Origin of the sequence: Spirosoma sp. KNUC1025, from assembly GCF_045160025.1 — a bacterium.
Taxonomy (GTDB): domain Bacteria; phylum Bacteroidota; class Bacteroidia; order Cytophagales; family Spirosomataceae; genus Spirosoma.
In genome coordinates this window covers 604,334-623,268 of the sequence record NZ_CP087139.1, presented here as the reverse complement: position 1 = coordinate 623,268, position 18,935 = coordinate 604,334, and the positions used below count along the sequence as shown (strand labels likewise).

The 18,935-nt window shown below is 49.7% G+C and carries 17 protein-coding genes; 5 read left to right on the top strand and 12 right to left on the bottom strand.

Features of this window, described 5'->3' with window-relative positions; translation table 11 throughout:
- Positions 1-203: 203 nt before the first annotated feature.
- The 11 genes from LN737_RS02730 to LN737_RS02680 form a co-directional block, all read right to left on the bottom strand.
- Complete coding sequence (locus LN737_RS02730; RefSeq protein ID WP_405516007.1) at positions 204-842, bottom strand: hypothetical protein; 639 nt, start codon at positions 840-842, stop codon at positions 204-206.
- Positions 843-863: 21 nt separating this feature from the next.
- The gene (locus LN737_RS02725; RefSeq protein WP_405516005.1) at positions 864-1,577 is read right to left on the bottom strand and encodes a hypothetical protein; all 714 of its coding nucleotides are present in this window, start codon (positions 1,575-1,577) and stop codon (positions 864-866) included.
- 64 nt (positions 1,578-1,641) lie between these two features.
- A complete protein-coding gene (locus tag LN737_RS02720) occupies positions 1,642-2,379 on the bottom strand; it encodes a hypothetical protein (RefSeq protein ID WP_405516003.1) in 738 nt (245 codons plus the stop codon).
- Positions 2,380-2,434: 55 nt separating this feature from the next.
- Positions 2,435-3,151, bottom strand: a complete 717-nt coding sequence (locus tag LN737_RS02715) for a hypothetical protein (protein WP_405516001.1) — start codon at positions 3,149-3,151, stop codon at positions 2,435-2,437.
- A 99-nt stretch (positions 3,152-3,250) separates the two neighbouring features.
- Positions 3,251-3,934 (bottom strand): hypothetical protein, encoded by a 684-nt coding sequence (locus LN737_RS02710; RefSeq protein WP_405516000.1) that lies wholly within the window; start codon positions 3,932-3,934, stop codon positions 3,251-3,253.
- Positions 3,935-4,177: 243 nt separating this feature from the next.
- Positions 4,178-4,804 carry a hypothetical protein gene (locus LN737_RS02705; protein ID WP_405515999.1) on the bottom strand — a complete coding sequence of 209 codons (627 nt, stop codon included), beginning with the start codon at positions 4,802-4,804 and terminating at the stop codon, positions 4,178-4,180.
- Between the two features lie 51 nt (positions 4,805-4,855).
- Positions 4,856-7,249, bottom strand: a complete 2,394-nt coding sequence (locus tag LN737_RS02700) for a TonB-dependent receptor domain-containing protein (protein ID WP_405515997.1) — start codon at positions 7,247-7,249, stop codon at positions 4,856-4,858.
- A 52-nt stretch (positions 7,250-7,301) separates the two neighbouring features.
- The gene (locus LN737_RS02695; protein WP_405515995.1) at positions 7,302-8,054 is read right to left on the bottom strand and encodes a hypothetical protein; all 753 of its coding nucleotides are present in this window, start codon (positions 8,052-8,054) and stop codon (positions 7,302-7,304) included.
- Between the two features lie 57 nt (positions 8,055-8,111).
- Positions 8,112-8,825 (bottom strand): lanthionine synthetase LanC family protein, encoded by a 714-nt coding sequence (locus LN737_RS02690; protein ID WP_405515993.1) that lies wholly within the window; start codon positions 8,823-8,825, stop codon positions 8,112-8,114.
- Positions 8,822-9,202 carry a hypothetical protein gene (locus LN737_RS02685; RefSeq protein WP_405515991.1) on the bottom strand — a complete coding sequence of 127 codons (381 nt, stop codon included), beginning with the start codon at positions 9,200-9,202 and terminating at the stop codon, positions 8,822-8,824. The genes LN737_RS02690 and LN737_RS02685 overlap by 4 nt, the downstream gene beginning before the upstream one ends.
- Positions 9,203-9,327: 125 nt before the next feature.
- Positions 9,328-9,459 (bottom strand): hypothetical protein, encoded by a 132-nt coding sequence (locus LN737_RS02680; protein WP_405515989.1) that lies wholly within the window; start codon positions 9,457-9,459, stop codon positions 9,328-9,330.
- Positions 9,460-9,589: 130 nt separating this feature from the next.
- On the opposite strand from LN737_RS02680, the gene LN737_RS02675 reads away from it, so the two are divergent.
- The 3 genes from LN737_RS02675 (at position 9,590) to LN737_RS02665 (ending at position 14,499) form a co-directional block, all read left to right on the top strand.
- Positions 9,590-10,543 carry a sensor histidine kinase gene (locus tag LN737_RS02675; protein WP_405515987.1) on the top strand — a complete coding sequence of 318 codons (954 nt, stop codon included), beginning with the start codon at positions 9,590-9,592 and terminating at the stop codon, positions 10,541-10,543.
- Positions 10,544-10,693: 150 nt separating this feature from the next.
- Complete coding sequence (locus LN737_RS02670; protein WP_405515985.1) at positions 10,694-11,425, top strand: LytTR family DNA-binding domain-containing protein; 732 nt, start codon at positions 10,694-10,696, stop codon at positions 11,423-11,425.
- A 14-nt stretch (positions 11,426-11,439) separates the two neighbouring features.
- On the top strand, positions 11,440-14,499 hold the full coding sequence (locus LN737_RS02665) for a lantibiotic dehydratase (protein ID WP_405515983.1): 3,060 nt from the start codon (positions 11,440-11,442) through the stop codon (positions 14,497-14,499).
- Positions 14,500-14,610: 111 nt separating this feature from the next.
- Here LN737_RS02665 and LN737_RS02660 read toward each other — a convergent pair whose 3' ends face one another.
- Complete coding sequence (locus LN737_RS02660; protein WP_405515981.1) at positions 14,611-15,585, bottom strand: phytanoyl-CoA dioxygenase family protein; 975 nt, start codon at positions 15,583-15,585, stop codon at positions 14,611-14,613.
- Between the two features lie 220 nt (positions 15,586-15,805).
- On the opposite strand from LN737_RS02660, the gene LN737_RS02655 reads away from it, so the two are divergent.
- Both LN737_RS02655 and LN737_RS02650 read left to right on the top strand, forming a co-directional pair.
- A complete protein-coding gene (locus tag LN737_RS02655) occupies positions 15,806-16,654 on the top strand; it encodes an AraC family transcriptional regulator (RefSeq protein WP_405515979.1) in 849 nt (282 codons plus the stop codon).
- Positions 16,655-16,851: 197 nt separating this feature from the next.
- Positions 16,852-18,897 (top strand): PAS domain-containing protein, encoded by a 2,046-nt coding sequence (locus tag LN737_RS02650; RefSeq protein ID WP_405515977.1) that lies wholly within the window; start codon positions 16,852-16,854, stop codon positions 18,895-18,897.
- The last annotated feature ends 38 nt before the right edge of the window (positions 18,898-18,935 follow it).

Below are 18,935 nucleotides of genomic sequence, written 5' to 3'. Positions count from 1 at the left end.
TACTGGATTGAATTACAGCAGAGCCATCGTATGCCTTGCCCTGTCTGGTGATTCAAAAGTGCTACGTCTGACTCAAGCCTGGAAGTTTATTATACGAACCCTCGTTTTCGCCGTACGATTGCCAACCGTGCTTATACAATAAGAGGCTGATTTCTCCCGAGAAATCAGCCTCTTGTACTACGTTACCGGAATCAATCCTTCGACTAAGCCATAGTTCGTGTAGCCTTGCAGACCGATGCCGCAATCTGCTCAATCAATAACGACGATGAATTTTTCGTGGATACGAGTTCTTCTTCATCGTGGCCCGATGAAACGATGATAGCCGCTGCAAGAATATAGATGACGTTAATGCAGGCAACGGCATTTTCCACCAGCAGTACGGTTCCCATCCCCGTATTTCCCGAGCGTTTTTCATAGCGGTAATTTCCTGAGGCTTTACCGGCTGGCCCGTAGAGCGCTTCGACGGCTGCCGATGTATTGGCCGAAGCTGTCAACAGGCTGCGTTTGATAGTAAAGACGTTCTGGCTCGTCATTGATGCTTTGAACTGATCGAAAAAGAGTGCATCCTTCTCTTTAATCGCCTGAATAATATGCCGACGAACTTCCGTAGCGTGGTTGAGCTGTTCTGTCGTCTGGTGTTTTTGCGGATAAGCAGCTTTTAGCGACTTCATCTCAGGAATCAGATTCGCAAATTCACCCTCTCCAAAGAAAATTCCCCGGTACATATCTTCTCCGGTAAAAGCAGTAGAATGAGTTGACCGACTGTAGGATAGAAAGGGCGTAAGCGTTGCCGCCAGTGAACCCCCCATCCATTTTAGTGCATTACGACGTGACGTTTTCATGATCGTTCGGTATTTATGGGGTTAGGCGATAGAGGGTGCTACGTCGCAGATAGAGGCTACCACTTGTTCACGTAAGAGCGAGTGCCCATTGTCATTACCAACAACCACTTCTTCAGCGGCTAAAGCAATAACGACCCAGATCAAGACAGCAACGGCGATTATCGTGACCAGACAGGTGCCATTGTTGACGTCCAGTGCTTTTCCTTTTTGCATCTGGCTTACCAGCTTTTCCAGCGCTTGTGCATCCAGCTTGCCGCCTTGACGCGCTGCTTCAGCCTGCGCATCGGCCTGCAATTTGGTCAGCTGGTCTTTATCCAGATGATACAGGTTGTCCATAGCCTGGGCGATAAGTGCTTCACCCCCCGTCAGTGCCTGATTGATACGTACGGCATCCCCACTTTTGAGGGCTGACTTAAACTGGGCGTAATAACCGGGGTGTGCCAATTCAATACTGGCCATAACCATTTGCCGGACCTGGGTGATAACCGCTTTCTGAGCTGTATTCTGCGATTGGTTCAAATAAGCGGTTCTGAGCGACTGCGCTTCGGGCAGCATCTGAGCGTACTGGCCTTCCAGGAAGAAAACGCCTTTGAACATGTCTTCACCGGTCAGGAATGTCATATGCGTGCGGGTGTTCTGGTGCGCAAAACTAGTCCAGGACGTAAGCAGAAAGCACATCAACATAGGTAGAGCCACATAGGCATTCAGCAGATATTTACGGATAAACGTGATCATGATTGATAAGGAGTTAAGGGGTTATTAACTTGAAAATGAGGGAAGTATTACCTTGTTGCGTTGCTTAAGCGATCAGGGGCGCTGTTTTGCAGATGGAAGCGACCAACTGCTCCTGGAACAGCGAACCCGCCTTATAATTGCCAGCGCTCAATTCCTCGGCTTCTTTCGGTACCGTTACGGCCACCCAAACGGCCACAGCGGCTGCAATAACTGCTAACACCACCACCAGTACTACCGCACAGGCACCTACGCCAGCCTCACGCATCTCGCCTTTCTGCAGCTGGCTCACCAGCTTTTCCATCGCCTGGGCATCCAGCTTGCCCCCCTGACCAGCCGCCAGCCCCTGAGCCTGAGCCTGTAACTTGCCCAACTGGGCTTTGTCCAGCTGATAGAGCTTGTCCAGGGCCTGAGCCACCAGCCCTTCCCCTTCAGCCAGGGCCTGGCTTACCCGCACGGCATCCCCGCTTTTGAGGGCCGATTTGAACTGGGCAAAATAACCCGGGTGGGCTGACTCGATGCTGGCCAGCAAACTCTCCCGCACCTGAGCCACGGCCGTGCGCTGCTGGCCGGAGAGGTTCTGGTTGAGGAAGGCGGTTTTCAGCGACTGGGTTTCGGGCAGCATCTGAGCGTACTGGCCTTCCAGGAAGAAGACCCCTTTGAACATGTCCTTGCCCGAGAGGAAGGTCAGTCGGGTGTGGTTGGTTTGTCCGGCGAAGCTTGACCAGGAGGCCAGCAAAAAGCACACGAGCATGGGCAGGGCCACATAGGCATTCAACAGGGATTTACGAATGAAGTTGATCATGATTGATAATGAAGTTAAGGGTTCGAGTTTTGAGAAAGGAGTAGGAGAGAGTCGATCAGGAATGATGACCGGCCAGCCGGCAGATGGAGGCTACAAGCTGGTCGCTGAGCAGCGAAGAATTATTTTGAACCATCTCTTCCGATGTAGGAAGAACCACCGCTACCAGGCAGAGCGCGATAAGTGTGCATATGTTGTAGACGTAAATGACAACACACGTTCCGTTGTCCTGCCGCGTAGCGTACTGGTTCCTGTTCATACTTTTTGCCATCTGGTCGAGCGTTTCTTTGGTTAGTTTACCAGTCTGAGCCAGTTTGGACGCCTGATTCTGTAGCTGTTCCAGTTGATGTGAGTCCAGGTTGTAAAGACGTTCTACGGTTTTGGTTGCCAGGGTTTTCCCTTCGTTGAGGGCTGCCTGGACCTTAACGAAGTTGCCGCTTTCCAGAGCTGCCCGGAATTGATCAAAATAATGAGGTTGTTGAGCCTTGATAGCCTGGATCATTTCAGTCCGCATCTGGTTTAGTACAGCCTGATGAGCGGGTTTAACCAATTGTTGCGAATAGCTCATGCGCAGGCTTTGCAGTTCAGGAATGGCTTTGGCGTATTGACCTTCGAGGAAAAAGAGCCCCCGAAACATGTCTTCCCCAGAAAAGCCGCTATTAGCCCTGCCCGTTAGCGGACTGGCATAGCTCGACCAGGTTGTAAACAGCAGGCAGAATAATAAAGGGAGCGCTGTATAAGCATTCAATAGGTATTTACGGATAAATATGGTCATGGTTGATAAGGAGTTGAAGGGTTAGGGATAAATGGCAAGATTTAATACGTACCCGATAGCAGTATACCGGCCTGGATGGCTATCGGGTACGGTGGGTTACTACGCAATCAGCGGTGCCGTTTGGCAGATCGAGGCAACGAGTTGTTCCTGATACAGCGAGTGCGAACCTGGCTTATGATTGTCGGCAGAGAGTTCTTCGGCCACACCGACCGCTACAACAACTAGCACAGCTGCTACGCATACCGCCAGTACAACAACTGCGATGACGGCACAGGCACCTACGCCAGCCTCACGCATCTCGCCTTTCTGCAGCTGGCTCACCAGCTTTTCCATCGCCTGGGCATCCAGCTTGCCCCCCTGACCAGCCGCCAGCCCCTGAGCCTGAGCCTGTAACTTGCCCAACTGGGCTTTGTCCAGCTGATAGAGCTTGTCCAGGGCCTGAGCCACCAGCCCTTCCCCTTCAGCCAGGGCCTGGCTTACCCGCACGGCATCCCCGCTTTTGAGGGCCGATTTGAACTGGGCAAAATAACCCGGGTGGGCTGACTCGATGCTGGCCAGCAAACTCTCCCGCACCTGAGCCACGGCCGTGCGCTGCTGGCCGGAGAGGTTCTGGTTGAGGAAGGCGGTTTTCAGCGACTGGGTTTCGGGCAGCATCTGAGCGTACTGGCCTTCCAGGAAGAAGACCCCTTTGAACATGTCCTTGCCCGAGAGGAAGGTCAGTCGGGTGTGGTTGGTTTGTCCGGCGAAGCTTGACCAGGAGGCCAGCAAAAAGCACACGAGCATGGGCAGGGCCACATAGGCATTCAACAGGGATTTACGAATGAAGTTGATCATGATTGATAATGAAGTTAAGGGTTGAAAGATGAATTGAAAAGGGTTGAAAATGAATGAAGAAAAGGGTTAAAAAGGGTACTGAAAGGCAACAGAATTCCTGGTGTCGATTCCGGCCGGGGAGTCGATACACAGATTTATCTTGAGAAAATAAGATACGGGGTTCTTCACGCTGGCAAAGCCAGTACGTAGCGTTTAGGACTGATGGGCTGAAGCCCGGCAGATCGAGGCAACGAGTTGTTCAGTCAGCAGCGATGAACCATTTTGAGCAACATCAGCTGCAATGGCGACGATTATCGTCGGGCAAACGGGCATCAGCAACGTATAAGCTGTAGAACAGTAATAAACAATCACAATGCAGGTACCTACGTCGGAGCGGGTTTTAAATTGCGCGTTGTTCATCGACTGGCTAACCTGTTTTATGGCTTTCTCAGTAACAGACTGACCAGCTTTCAGCGCATTTTGTACATTAACGTAGTTGCCGCTCTCAAGCGCTGCCTGAAAATCGCTGAAGAAACGAGGATGTTCGGTTCGGATCGTTTCGATAATCTGTTGTTGCATCCGGTGCGCATCTGCAACAGCCGTAGGTTTCGCCAGTTTATTATCCGATTTACTACGTATGGCTTGTAACTCCGGGATGGTTTCGCTATACTGCCCATCCAGAAAAAATAGCCCCCGGAACATGTCCTCGCCGGTAAAGAGGTGCCTGGTTTTAGTCTCGAACGTAGCCGCAGGGCTCGGCCAGGTTGCGAAAATCAGGCAGATGAACAGGGGCAAAACGACATAGGCGTTAAGCAGACGGGCACGAATAAATGTTGTCATGGCTGGTAAGGGTTTAAGGGGAGAAAGAATAAGGAGTAGGGTTTAGGGGTATTATTGGTCTTCTTTTAGGTCACTCTGTCGACGTTCCCGGCTTTTCGCCGATTCCTGTTTAGGACTCGCTTTCCCGATCCGGTAGATAACCGTCAGTCGAATTCCCCGATTGTATTGATAGGAAGTGCTCCGAAACGCGAACGTATTGCTTTCGTTGTAGCTCACCCAGGTTGCCCGATTGCTGAACGGATTATCGACACCCAGGGCAAGGCTTCCTTTCTGGTTGGCCAAGCTTCGACGGATGCTCAGTTGATAGTAGGTAAATGCTCCCTCGCGGCCCTGCAATCGTACCCGAGCCGAGTTATACCCTCCATATAGCTGGACCGCCCAGCTTTTAGGCAACTCCCAGGTCGACATTGTGCCCAGGGCGTAATTGACACCACGATTTGTCAGGTTTTCGAGCGCAGGGCCACCCGATAACGATGAGTAATATACGTTGGCAGAGAAAATTGTTTGCCAGTGCTGCCACAGTTTGGTCGATGAGTAAAGGTTTAGGCCTACATCCGTTTGGCTGCTAAGATTGACAAATCGTGTCATCAATACGCCTGCGTTGGTCAGTTCGTTGAATGAGCTGATGGCTTGCTGGGTACGACGGGCAAACGCACTCAGCATAAACGAGCTGCCTTTTGCATGGGTGTTGTAGCCCATCTCGCCGGTGTGTATGTGTTCAGGACGTAGCAGCGGGCTACCCGCATACTGACTTACTGGATCGAGTGTGGCGACGGCTGGATTAAGAAACTGAGCCGATGGTCGCTGAATCCGTAATCCGTAAGAAAACTTAATACTTCGGGCATTTTTGAGCCTCTTCTGGACCAGTACGTTTGGAAATGCGCTCAGATACCGCTCCTGATGCTGACTTGCCTCCAGATCGATCCGATTGATCGTCTGCTCAAGCCGTAATCCAGTTCGTAAACTCCATTTTTTTGGTAAATCCCACTGACTCGATACGTAGCCCGCCCGAATCTGCTGCTGATAGGAGAGGGTGCTGGTCCGATGGCCTGTTGAGTCGCTAACATTGTTGCCAATGGTACGTAGCGTAACCTTGACCCCCGTTTCGATCAGCCAGCTTCGTTTGATTGGATGCTGATAGTCGGCCTGAAAGACCTGTTCGTTGTTTTGCGAACGCGTATCACTCTGGGCAGGTACAGCAGGAGTCATCACTGTCTGGTTTTGGGTTATTCCGCCCGTCCAACTGACGGTCAGTTCCTGTTGTGTACGCTTAAACGAATGGCTGTACTCTACGTTCCAGTCGTCGGTATTGGCCTGTGAGCGTGAATAAAAATGCCCGCCAGCCAGAAGAACATCACCACCCGCCCAATCGAAGTACGCATCCCGGTCGGTCGTGACTTGTCGAATCCGGCGATTGTAGCCAATCAACAGACGCGTTTTGTCCGATAATCGATACTCAAGACCGGCATTCGCATTGACGACCTGAATATCATATTTTCCGTTGGCCTGCTGGGAAAGTAGTCGCTTTCGGTTGCCGTTTGAAATCTGATAAAGGTCTGTAATGCCGGAAAATGGATTGTAAAACCAGTTGCCTGTCAGACCGCTGCTAAAACTCCATTTTTTGTACGTAGCAGATAAGGAACTGGCTGCGTTGCTACCCGTGCTGCCGACTCCGCCGTTTAATGTTGCGTTGACGCCCTGAGCCAGATTTTTCTTCGTCACGATGTTGATGATCGTTCCCCCCTCGGCATCGTAACGCGCTGATGGGGAAGTAATTACTTCAATGGTTTTGATCGATTCCGCCGGAAGTTGCCGGAGCAGTTCTGTTGGATTATTCGATAAAACAGACGTTTTCCCGTTCACCAGAATTTTGACATTGGCGGCACCACGTACCATCAGGCCACCATCCGGCAAAACGGTTACCAGCGGCACTTTTCGCATGAGGTCCGTAGCCATTCCACTCTGGGCCGTTATATCGCGGTCGGCATGGTAAACGATCCGGTCGAGCTGTTCCTCCACAATCGGCTTACTCGCTCGCACGGTCACTTCATTGATGGAATGAACCAGTGCTTTCAGGGCAATGCGTATGGACATCTGACTTTCTTCGCTCTGTGCTGAAATGATTCGTTTTGTTCGGGCAAAGCCTATGCTTGACGCTTCGATGCTGTAGGTATTAGCCATTGGAACGGTGAGCGAGAAGTACCCCTGTGCATTGCCGGTTGTGCCGCCCAGCGAACGTACTGCGTCAGAATCATACACGCTGATTGAGGCATACGGAACCGGTTTTCCTGATACTGAATCAATAATTTCACCCGCCAGCGTCCACTTACTCACCGTATTCGGAGCGAATGCAACCGGAAGGGTTTTCTCCTGACGAGAGGCTATTGTCTGACCAAAGCCCGACAGCGAGCTGATCAATATCCCGAGGATGAGTTGCGTTTTCATGGGTATTGGAAGTAAGGAAAGTCAGGTGGGCAGCGAGCAGAAACAGAACAAGTTACTGGGCAGCCGGCATCTTGAAGAGGGCATCGTCGAAGGGTTTGTTCACCTCGAAACTGCGCTCATTGATGCTGGCTTTTACCCCACCGCTGTAGATGTCAATCTGTTCGGGAAACATATACCCGCCCACATTTTTGTAGTTCAGGTAATACAGCTCACTGTTTTTTGTCGTCATTTTGTGGAGCATGTTGCTCTTCTGTGAAACGTACGTAGTGAACTGGTTGCCCGTTAGTGTGCTGATCGTCAGTTTGTAACACAATTCGCCGTCTACTTTTTCGTCACCTTCGTAGGTCACCGCGTGGCCTTTAGCCTGAACGCTCACCAGCGGGCCAAATAAGTCGGACTGTGCCCGTACAGATTTAATCTGGGTAGCCTCCAGGCTCATGGGTTTCTGATTACCATACAAAGCCGGGTTGACCTGCCAGCCGCTGTCGGCGCGGGCTACCACGATAATTTCAGTGCCCATAGCATTGATTTCACTACGTATACCTTCACCCGGAATGACGTACAGCGTTTGCTGAATGTCCTGATTTTGGGCCGAGGTTGTTTGCCGGATCAGAACGGTTTTGAGCGAACGAAGTTTTTCCAGCCCACCCAATGCCTGGATATGCTTTGTCAGGATATCTTCGGCTGAGAGCGTTGTTTTTTGCGTTGAGGCAAATTGAACAGGTGCAGTCGGGTTCTGTGCCTGAACCGTAGTCAGGCTGATGTGAGCGGCCAGCAGAATGGCCGCAACAGGCATAGTTTTCATGATAAATGAATGATTAATGAGTTTCTAAAAAAATCAGTACGTTGCCTGGTCGGACGCTCACAGGAAGAGTAAGTCCAGACTGATATCTTTGCCTAGCCACTGTCGCAGTGTTCCATGGATGCCCAGGGTGCCGATTAACAATGACTGATCAGGTCCGTAATCGCCGGCTTCAATACGTGTTAGCAACTGATTAAGCCAATAGTATCCTTCCGTCAGAAATTCGAGTCTATTTGTCAGCAAAAACAGTTGGCGATAGACTAGACTTAAGCCTGAAACGCCATCGGTTAGGCCCAATTGGTCGTTTTTAACCCGGTTCAGCAATCGACGTTGCAGCAGGTAGCCCGACAATCGGTCGGCACACTGAATCACTTCCGGTCGCTGCAGCAACTGGCCGGCTTTATAGAGCAGTACCAACTGCCCGATATCGCCTGTCGACCAGGATACGTCATTGGTGATCTCCCACTCAGCCTTCACAATTGATGTTGGAAAGAATGAATAGTTTTCTTTTTCAGCATCAAGGGGCAACTGGTGCGTGAGCAGGAAATCGACGTACTGATCAATAACCTGACTCAGCTCACTAACGTTCTGGTATATACGCTTATGGGCCTGGGCCAGTTGAATTAGCTGTAGCAGAGTTAGTATCCAGCCTGTGTAGCCAGTGCCTAACGACAAATCGATAGCAGTCTGGTCCGTAATTGGTCTATCGGTTGTCCACTCGGGTGGCAGAAGCCGGTCTAAGGCCTGACTTTTTTCGGAATGATCAGCAGTCAAAATAACGTAGTGAAGACCAGCGCTCCCCCATTCAGGATTCCGGGTTTCCCCTGCCTGAACAAATCAATTATCTGCTGATAAGCCAGTTCCCGCTGCCTGGCTAGAAGCCCCGCCTGAGGGGACGTAAGGGTTATTCGTCGGCAGCAGTGTAAACATCCCAGCAAAACGGGTAAGGCTGTGGCAATTAAATGAGAGCCAGTTCCTGCTAACAGATTCTGTAACCGCATCCAATCGGGTTGGCCATCCCAGACTGAGTATAACCACCGGTCCGGGTCGGCCATTGGCTGACTGGAAAGCGACTCCCGCAGATAAATGGTCAGTTGACTTTCCATTTGCTGGGCCATCAGGGTGTCGGGTGGTGAAACGAACATACTCATGCTTATTTGTAGTGTTCAGACAATCATGAATCGAAATAAGCCAGCTTTAAGCGCTTGATCCAGAATTTTATACCAGTTGACGGATTGCCGATACGAAAGACTGTTTTCGAAACCGTGGCTTCCTGTCAGATCAGGGTTGTAAAGACTGTTGTATTCGACAGGTTTCCGTTTCTGGGGCCCACTGGTGTCGTGGAGAGATTCGCTACTTTTTTTACAGTCAAAGTCAGGTGGCGTTCGGTCGTGTAACGAGCTTTCATAGTTTGTGAGAGTTTAGAGGGTGATACTATTTTCTGCTTTGATGATCGAAAGTTGCACTGCCGATTCTGGTTGGGCTAAAATATTATACAAAAGCCTATTTTCGCTATATTAGATGTTACTTCAAGGTATATGAGCCTCTTCAAAAATCCCATCAAAGTCAACTGGAAAACCGTACTGATTCACGTAGCGGTGTGGCTTATTTACCTGCTGATTAATAATGCATTGCTGTTTTCAAGCGACGTGGCTCATCTGTACATCCGGCAGATGCCGTTTACGTTTTCGCTGGTTGCTATTTTGTTCTATACGAATACATACGCTATTGTTGAACCCTGCATCAGGCACCGGCAGTACGTTCGTCTGGTTCTCTACACCATCCTGTTGCTGATTGCTTATATACTGGTACGGTACTGGCTTTTTTATACGTTTCTGCCCGCCCTCGGTATCACAACGGTTTACAGCCAGACATTTATGATGATTAATAAGTTTTTGCCGGATTCCTTATGGCTGGCCATGCAATACATTCTGTTTAGCTATGGTTACTGGTTTGCCCTCTATTCGATCCGGCTCGAACGCGCCCGGCGCCAGCACGACCAGCAACTGGCTGCTTTACAGGCGGAGAAGTCAAAAGCAGAACTGGCGTTTTTGCGGGCTCAGCTGAATCCGCATTTTCTGTACAATACACTCAACTTTTTTTTTGCCGATGCGCTCATGGTTTCTCCCAAACTGGCCGATTCCATTATGGCCTTGTCGCAGATGTTACGTAGCGTTTCGGAGGTCAGTCATCAGTCGCTGGTGCCTGTTAGTCAGGAACTGGCTTATATACGGAGTTATTTAAAAATTCAACAATATCGTTTTGGTAATCAATTACATGTAACTTTATGTATCTCAGGGGAAGAACATGAGAACTATTTGCGGATTCCGCCCCTGATTCTGATTTCACTGGTTGAAAACGTTTTCAAATACGGCGACGTGTTCGATCCGGCTATCCCCGCCACTTTATCCGTTACGCTGACAGATGACAAAATCAGTTTTGCGTCGACGAATCGGAAAAAGAATTCCCGAATTACACCCAGGGTGGTTTAGGACTTACCAACATTGAAAAACAGCTAAAACTGGTTTTTGGTGAGAATTACACGCTTGAAAAACAGGAAATAAACGGTATCTTTTCTGTCTGTCTCTACATCACTCCACTACCTGATTGATTGTTGTTCAACTTACTCTCCCTATTTGATTATGATTAACTGTCTAATTCTGGATGATGAGCAAGCGGCTATCAACGTGCTCACCAAGTACATCAACGATACGCCCTATCTGCATCTGGCGGGCAGCACAACATCTGTTCCGCAAGCTATTGAATTATTGAAGCAGCAACCAATCGATCTACTTTTTCTGGATATTCAGATGCCGTTACTGACGGGTCTGCAGTTTGTTGACTTATACGGTGGAAAGGTGCAGGTAATTTTCACGACCGCTTACAGTGAGTATGCCCTGAATGGCTTCGAACGTAGCGCACTCGATTACCTGCTGAAGCCAATTCCATTCGACCGGTTCCTGAAAGCGGCCGAGAAAGCCCTGAACTATTTCAATCGCCAGACAGCGGCAGCAGCCAGCCATACCCGGCCCGTCGACGATTTTATTCTGGTAAAAACCGAACACAAAGGCAAGCTGCGCAAGATTAATTTCGATGAGATCGTGTATATCGAGGGACTAAAGAATTACGTATCTATTTTCACGGATAAACGCGAGCAGATTGTTACGTACAGCGGCATCGGTGAATTGGAAGAACGTTTGCCGCCAAGTCAGTTTGCGCGGGTTCATCGTTCCTATATTGTGGCACTTCGGATGATCAATGCCATCGACGGCAATGAGCTGTTTATGAAAGATGCCCCCCGTATCCCAACGTCCGGGCGCTATAAAGATGATTTACTGGCCCTGCTTCAGAAATCAATTCTTCAGAACAAGTAGTTCAGCCGATTTGAATGCAGACGACTGATTACTACGTACTGCGGAGGCCATTACTAGCCATTGACGCTTATTTTGCTGTGCAGCAGCAGCTGGCGCAGGGCCATACGCTGGTCGATGTTATGCGGGATGTGTACCAGAATCCGCTCTGCCAGGAAGGGATTTATTATGCCTCGCCTGGCCTGTATGCTGAGCTTACGCACTGGCTGGCAGGAAGCAGCCCGACCGAAAAACTTCTGAGTACGCTTTATAAGTACTTCATCCGGATGGCGACCCGAAGTACACCTTTTGGTTTGTTTGCGGGTGTATCGGTAGGAAAGTGGGGTACAGAAACAAGACTGACCATTGATCGTGAACGTATTCAGCGAAACGTCAGACTGGATACGAATTACGTCAGTCAACTTACCGGGGCTGTTGATGCTCATCCATTGGTACGTATGCAACTGTCGTATTCTGTTAACGCAACGCTCTGGCCCATTGCCGATACGGTTCGTTTTATTGGTTACTCGGAACAGGAGGGACAACGGTCGTATTACCAGAACGAGATTCATCAGGATGCATACTTAAGCCTGATACTCAAAAAAGCCCAGCACGGTCAGTCGTTTCAGGAGCTGGTTGAGCTACTGACCAATGCAGACATTACGCCTGATGCAGCGACCGGGTACATTCATTCGCTAATTGATAACCAGGTACTTGTTTCTGAGCTAGGCGTCAATCTAACGGGTTCAGACCCACTGGAGCGATTGCTGAGTCAGCTTCGGGCATTGCAGGATGTCGATTTTCTCTCGGCCCCCATGGCCCGGATTCAGGCGTGGCTACAGGCTGAAACTATCCCCGCTTACGGCCAGATAGATGCCCGCTTACGAGAATTGATAGCTACGAAAGAGAGCAACGTTGTCCAGTGCGATACGCTGTTTCCCAATGATCAGCTCGTACTGAGTGAAGCCATACGATCGGGGCTGGTCAGTCAGCTAACCGCTCTGACTAAACTCAACCGCCCGGCTGGCAATGCGCTACTGGATACGTTCAAACGCCGTTTTTTTGCCCGTTACGAAAATCAGGCTGTCCCGCTGCTGTTGGCGCTGGACCCCGATGTTGGTATTGGCTATGCCGATAACCATGAACTGCCAGCGTCATGGCTGGATCGCCTTCCCTGGGGCCAGTCGGGGGGCGCGTCCAACGCCCTGTCGGTGTCGGCCGATGCAGTGCTACGATTATATGCTGAGGCTGCCCGTAATCAGCAACGGGTTGTCAACCTTACGTCGGATGATCTGGACGCGTTAGCCAGTCATCACCCGGCGTCTGCCTTGCCAGCAAGCGCCTATGTTTTGGGTAGTTTTCTGAACGAAACGGATGCAAAGGAACCGCTCTTTGTGCTGAAAGCGATGGGAGGCCCTTCAGCGGCAAATTTGTTAGGCCGTTTTGCGCACACTACGTCCGATTTGACAGAAGCCTTACAGGAAACCCTCCGCCATGAACAGGCGGCATACCCGGATGCCGTACTGGCCGAGCTTGTTCATCTGCCCGAAAGCCGCACCGGGAATGTACTACGCCGACCAGTACTACGCTCGTACGAAATCCCCGTTCTGACCAGCTCGACCGTTCTCGAGCCCAATCAACTCCCGCTAAACGATTTACTCGTTAGTGTGCCGCATGGGCAACAGGTAGTTTTGTGGTCAAAAAAATTGCAGCAACGGGTTATTCCCCGCTTGTCAACAGCGCACCACGTCCAGGCAAGTGGGCTGGCTCATTATCGCTTTTTGTACGATATACAGCATCAGGCCGATAATTTGCGCGTGGCCTGGGATTGGGGGCTCCTGAAAACAATGCCGTTTCTGCCCCGTGTTCAGTATGAGAACGTAATTCTACATCGCTCCCGCTGGTATTTTACGCAAACCGACATATGGTCCGATCAACGGTTTGAGGCTGGCTGGCTCGACCTGAAGCATCGTTATAACATTCCTCGGTTTGTGGTTCTGGCTGAGGCTGACAATGAACTAGTGTTGGATACAGATCATCCGGCTAGTCTGGCCATATTACAGCAAGCTTTCAAAAAAGAAGGGCAGATAACATTGTTTGAATGGCTCGAGGAAACTATTCGTCCGCTTACCCGGTCAGCCGATGGGCAGCGATGGTGCCACGAGTTCGTTATTCCCCTTACTACGTTCAGGCATCCACCTGTCAGGCCATCAACGTATTCGGTTCATACTGTCTCGGCCTCAAGTAGTGCCGCCCGTCAGTTTCCGCCGGGTAGCGAGTGGTGTTACGTCAAAATTTACGCTGGGGCTGCCGTACTGGACGAACTGCTTACGGAAAAAATTACAGCCTTGCTGAATCACCTGAACGAAAAGAGGTTATTCAAATCCTGGTTTTTTATCCGTTACGCCGACCCTGAAAAACACCTTCGGCTACGTTTCCGGGCAGAACGAGGGCAGGAGACGGCACTTTTAGGGGGAATTGGCGGATGGGCAAATACGTTGATGGCGACGGATAAGCGCATACACCGGGTTCAGTTTGATACGTACGTTCCCGAAATTGAACGTTTTGGGCCGTACGCAATTGAGGCTTGTGAAAACTGGTTTAGCAACGACAGCCAGTCCGTTCTGGATATACTGGCCACACCTACCGACAGTCAGCCGGAATGGGAGCGTTTACGCATTGGGTGTCTGGCGGTTCATCGACTGCTAATAGCCTGGCAATTCGACCACCCAACTCAGCTTATGGTGGTTGAGAATTGGCGTAATGCCTTTTTGCAGGAATTTCAGGCCGACAAAAATTTTCAGGCCAGACTGAATGAGTTGTTCAGGGAGTATAAACCCTACTTAACCAGGCCACGAGCTGAGGCCGAACCACAGCTTATCAACCTACTAACGGATTATCAGCAGCAGGCAGAACGGTTTTTCAATGAGTTGAGTCAGATCCCTCCTTCGCTAAGGATTATATCAACTGCCGACTTACTGCCGCATATTTCTCATCTGTTTATCAACCGCCTGTTTGCCGATAGCCAGCGTAAGCATGAGCTGACCGTTTATTCGTTCCTGTTTAAGCTTCTTAAGCAGTGGAAGGCAATTGACTAAACATCGGTAAAGACATTACCGCTATCTGCGTTTACCGAACTATGGATTCTGTCGAAAAAAAGCAGACCCTATAAGAGCCTGCTTTCGTCGGTCATTTTCCTATGAGTTTGGTTACCACTGGCGGAGACCGAGTAATTTTTCGCCCAGTTCTGAAAGATTAGCCCGTTCATAACGTGTTTTCTCCCAATTACGAGGATCGCCCGGAAAAGCGTATCCTTCGGGAGCCTGCCGGTCGCGCCAGGACGTAATACGCCACTGACGTAGAGACTCGTTATCTTCCTCAGCGGGCATCATCGAGATGTACTGGGCCAGTCGCACGTTGCCATCCGACCGGTTTGGCCGAATGCCATGGGGCTGGGTGCTGTTAAAAATCAATAGATCACCCGCTTCCATTTTTACTTTTACAAGTTCGAAACCAGATGTATCCGGTTTAAAATGATCACGGTCGGCGGGTTGGGTTAATTTCCAGGTGTCGTAGGTGCGATACAGTTCGGGAATACACTGAAAGCCGCCCATGTTCTCGTCGGTTTGATCGGCCAGCGCTAATACGCCCTGCACATTTTGCGGCCGGGTTTCCGGGTCATAATCCCAGTGAATGAATCCCTTGAACTCAAAACCTGGCTGGACCGGTAAATTCAGGTTGGCCCTATCAATGGTTACCCACAGCTTTTCGGTGCCCCAAATGTCGACAAACGCATCGTAAACGCGTGGATACTGGCGGTTATCCCACTCATATTGGTGGTTATACAGCTCGACCATACCGCTGTTGGTCAATTCCTTCATTTTCATTTCAGCCCTTGGGGGCGTGTACCAGGTCGTGGGATCGTTAGGGTCTTTTTCTTCAAATTCCCACAGGAGTTTAGCCAGCCGCTCGGCGTTTTCTCGAGGCACGGCCTTTTTGATGACGATATAGCCGTTATGTTTCCAGAATTGCCAGTCTTCTTCCGACAGTACGCGCAGGGGTTTTCCATTGGATCGGTCGTTGAGGGTAATTTTGCTGCTGGTTGCTGTGGATGGATTACCGGGAATGTCCTTATGTGCATTGTTTGGTATCATTCCGGGAGCCATAGTTTTTGTCGCTTCCATGTCAATTTGGTATTTAAGGGTGTTTTTATAGAAACAAAGTTAGTACAACGACATAGGTAAGTGTTATGACAGAAATAGCCAATTTTTGAACTATATTGCTCTTGAACTGGGCAAACTGATCTACTACGTAACGTTTTTAAGCAAAATAGGGGCACTCTGTTGCTCGTAGTGTATGGATCGGTAAGCGCTTCTAAACGTACTGTTACGTTGTCAAAAAACCATGAAGATTTCTTTCGAGCAGATTAGTCCGGATGCGAATAGTTCGTTTCATCTGCTGCTGACACCGCATTTGAGCGACGTTTTCCTCTGGCATTATCATCCCGAATACGAAATTGTGTACATAGAAGGCGCTAGCGGCACTCGACACGTGGGTGATCATATTTCGCGTTACGAAGGGAGCGATCTGGTATTTATTGGCCCCAACATTCCGCACCTTAATTTTGATTATGGCGTAAAAACCGACCACCAGAAAGTAGTGGTTCAGTTAAAAGAAAACTTTCTGGGTGATGTCATCTGGCAGGCTCCGGAATTTACGGCCATCGTGCAGCTCTTTGACCGGGCTCGCTCCGGCGTTTCGTTTTATGGACAAACCAAACAAGTCGTTGGAAAACAACTGGCACAACTGGCCGATTTAGAACCTTTTGAGCGTCTGCTATTGCTGCTGCGAATTTTCCAGCAATTGGCGGTCAGTGCTGAATACATCCCGCTCCACGGAACAGCAGTTACGAGTCTCTATAACCTGAGCGATCAGCAGCGACTCAAGCGTATCCATCAGTTTATTGCCGAGCAGTACGTTCGTAAAATAGAAATAACCGAGGTAGCGGCTTTGGCAAACCTGACAGAAGCCGCTTTCTGCCGGTATTTTAAGCGAATGACCCGGTTAACGTTTACACAGTTTTTGAATCAGTACCGGATCAATCAGGCGCAGAAGGTATTACTGCTGGGCAATACCGTAACGGAAGCCTGCTTTGCAAGTGGTTTTGAAAGCCTGTCGTACTTCAACAAAATCTTCCGTCGCGTAGCGGGCGAAAATCCTCTGCTGTTCAAAAAGCGCCATTTAGTCGAATAAGGATCTATGTAAGATCTTGTAAATCAGAAAATTATATTTAGTCGATTATTAAATTTTGTATTCGGCCTAATCAATCATCACAACAAATACCGGTTTACGGGGTTGATTTCGTATTTACTGCTGAATTACTGAAAAATAAGCTGTTTCCTGTTATCCAGCACCATTCAACTCTTTTCCGTTTCGTAGCCTGATATTCCATGAGTGGCGCAAACCGTTCATTAAAGCCAAGTGAACCTTCCCATAACAACCGATTGAGTTTTGCTCTACAGGCAGCCGGTATAGGCACCTGGACTTTAGATAATCTTCATCAGCAGATTTGGTGTGACGAGCGTTGCCGGGAACTATACGGATTGTCGGGCGGAGAGAGCGTACCTTATGAACAATTGGTCGCCTGCATCCACCCTGATGACCGGCTGGACGTCGATATAGCCATTCAACGAGCCATTAATCCGCAGTCAGGAGGGACGTACTATGCTCAGTTTCGCACCCGTGAAGCTAAGACCAGGTCATGGCGCTGGCTGCGTTGCAAAGGGCGGGCATTCTTCAGCGAAACGGGAACGGCCTATCAGTTAACGGGTGTAGTGGAAGCGATTGCACCAACTACCAATATAGCGGGAAACCTGATTGAAGAGGCTCCCATTGCTACGGGCCTATACGTTGGCCGCGCGTTGATCGTGGAACAGGCTAATGAGGCAATCCTTAAAATTTGGGGAAAAGATGCTACTGTGATAGGCAAACCATTGGCCGACGCATTGCCAGAATTACAGGGGCAGCCGTTTCTGGATATTCTTGAAGACATATTTGCTACGGGAAAGGCCTTTACGGCTCAGGGTATGCCCTGCGATCTGGTTGTTGACGGTACATTAAGAACGTTCTATTTTGACTTTACCTACAAACCACTACGTAACGATACAGGTGAAATCTATGCCATTATGAACATGGCTGTCGACGTTACTGAACAGGTATTGGCCCATCGGCAACTGGAAGCGATTCAGGCGGATTTACTACAGACAACGCAGCGACTGGGCCTGGCGCTGGAAGCTGGAAGCCTGGGTTCGTATGAACTTGACCTGGCTACGGGTCTGATGAACTGCACACCCCAATGCAAAATTAATTATGGTCAGCCCATCGACGTGCCGTTCAATTTACCGGATCTAATGCACATAATTATGGCAGAAGATCGGTCGTACGTCGAGCAGGCCATTACGCAATCTATTGAGAAACAGACGGCATATATGGCGGAATACCGGATCATCTGGCCCGACCAAAGCCTGCACTGGGTGAGGGCTTCAGGACGGCCAACACATTTTGTTGGGGGTAAACCGACAAAAATGACGGGCGTTACGCAGGAAATCACGGCGCAACGTCAGCTTCAGCTGGTTCTGGAACAGCAGGTGCAGGAACGTACGGAAGAATTGGAGGCCACCAATGAAGAATTAAGTGCTACGAATGAGGAGCTGGCATCCACCAACGAGGAACTTATAGAAGCCAATCAAAACCTTACACGCTCCAACGAAAACCTGGAGCAGTTTGCTTATATCGCCAGCCACGACTTGCAGGAGCCACTCCGTAAAATTCAACAGTTTGGCGATCTATTGAAGACGCGTTACGCTGATCCGGTAGGCGAAGAACTGGTTTATCTGGAACGAATGCAGTCAGCGGCCAGTCGTATGTCGGTGTTAATTAAAGACCTGCTGACGTTCTCGCGTATTTCCACACGACAGGCATCTACATCACCCGTAGCGTTAAGTCTGGTCGTTAAAGAGGCCCTGGAAAATTTATCAGTAGCCATTGAAGAAACCAGCGCCAGTATTCAGGTAGAGCCGTTGCCCAGTATACAAGGCGATAACTTACAGCTTGTTCAGCTTTTTCAGAACTTACTGTCTAATTCGTTGAAATTTCACCGGACGGACGAATCGGGAGCTCTCGTTCCCCCCATCATTAACATTCGCACGAGTCAGGTAGCGGTTACAGATTTGCCCGTTTCGTTAAAGCCTGCCCGTTCGGCCGCAGCTTACTACTGTATTGCTGTTTCCGACAATGGTATAGGCTTTGATGAGCGATACATAGATCGCATTTTTCAGGTCTTTCAGCGGCTGCACGGCAAAAAGGAATTTGCCGGTACAGGAGTAGGGCTGGCTATTTGTCAGAAAGTGGCAACCAATCACGGCGGAGCAATTTCGGCAATCAGTCAGCCGGGTAAAGGCGCTACGTTTAGTGTCTATTTCCCCGTGCCGATCTAGCTGCCACAGATTTTCAGGTTAATAATCTGGCTTCCTGC

Coding starts and splice junctions, on each gene's coding strand:
- LN737_RS02680 (WP_405515989.1), bottom strand. CDS start 9,459: ATGAAAGCTCGTTACACGACCGAACGCCACCTGACTTTGACTGTAAAA.
- LN737_RS02655 (WP_405515979.1), top strand. CDS start 15,806: ATGAAGATTTCTTTCGAGCAGATTAGTCCGGATGCGAATAGTTCGTTT.
- LN737_RS02665 (WP_405515983.1), top strand. CDS start 11,440: ATGCAGACGACTGATTACTACGTACTGCGGAGGCCATTACTAGCCATT.
- LN737_RS02670 (WP_405515985.1), top strand. CDS start 10,694: ATGATTAACTGTCTAATTCTGGATGATGAGCAAGCGGCTATCAACGTG.
- LN737_RS02650 (WP_405515977.1), top strand. CDS start 16,852: ATGAGTGGCGCAAACCGTTCATTAAAGCCAAGTGAACCTTCCCATAAC.
- LN737_RS02685 (WP_405515991.1), bottom strand. CDS start 9,202: ATGAGTATGTTCGTTTCACCACCCGACACCCTGATGGCCCAGCAAATG.
- LN737_RS02725 (WP_405516005.1), bottom strand. CDS start 1,577: ATGATCACGTTTATCCGTAAATATCTGCTGAATGCCTATGTGGCTCTA.
- LN737_RS02705 (WP_405515999.1), bottom strand. CDS start 4,804: ATGACAACATTTATTCGTGCCCGTCTGCTTAACGCCTATGTCGTTTTG.
- LN737_RS02730 (WP_405516007.1), bottom strand. CDS start 842: ATGAAAACGTCACGTCGTAATGCACTAAAATGGATGGGGGGTTCACTG.
- LN737_RS02720 (WP_405516003.1), bottom strand. CDS start 2,379: ATGATCAACTTCATTCGTAAATCCCTGTTGAATGCCTATGTGGCCCTG.
- LN737_RS02675 (WP_405515987.1), top strand. CDS start 9,590: ATGAGCCTCTTCAAAAATCCCATCAAAGTCAACTGGAAAACCGTACTG.
- LN737_RS02700 (WP_405515997.1), bottom strand. CDS start 7,249: ATGAAAACGCAACTCATCCTCGGGATATTGATCAGCTCGCTGTCGGGC.
- LN737_RS02715 (WP_405516001.1), bottom strand. CDS start 3,151: ATGACCATATTTATCCGTAAATACCTATTGAATGCTTATACAGCGCTC.
- LN737_RS02695 (WP_405515995.1), bottom strand. CDS start 8,054: ATGAAAACTATGCCTGTTGCGGCCATTCTGCTGGCCGCTCACATCAGC.
- LN737_RS02660 (WP_405515981.1), bottom strand. CDS start 15,585: ATGGAAGCGACAAAAACTATGGCTCCCGGAATGATACCAAACAATGCA.
- LN737_RS02710 (WP_405516000.1), bottom strand. CDS start 3,934: ATGCTCGTGTGCTTTTTGCTGGCCTCCTGGTCAAGCTTCGCCGGACAA.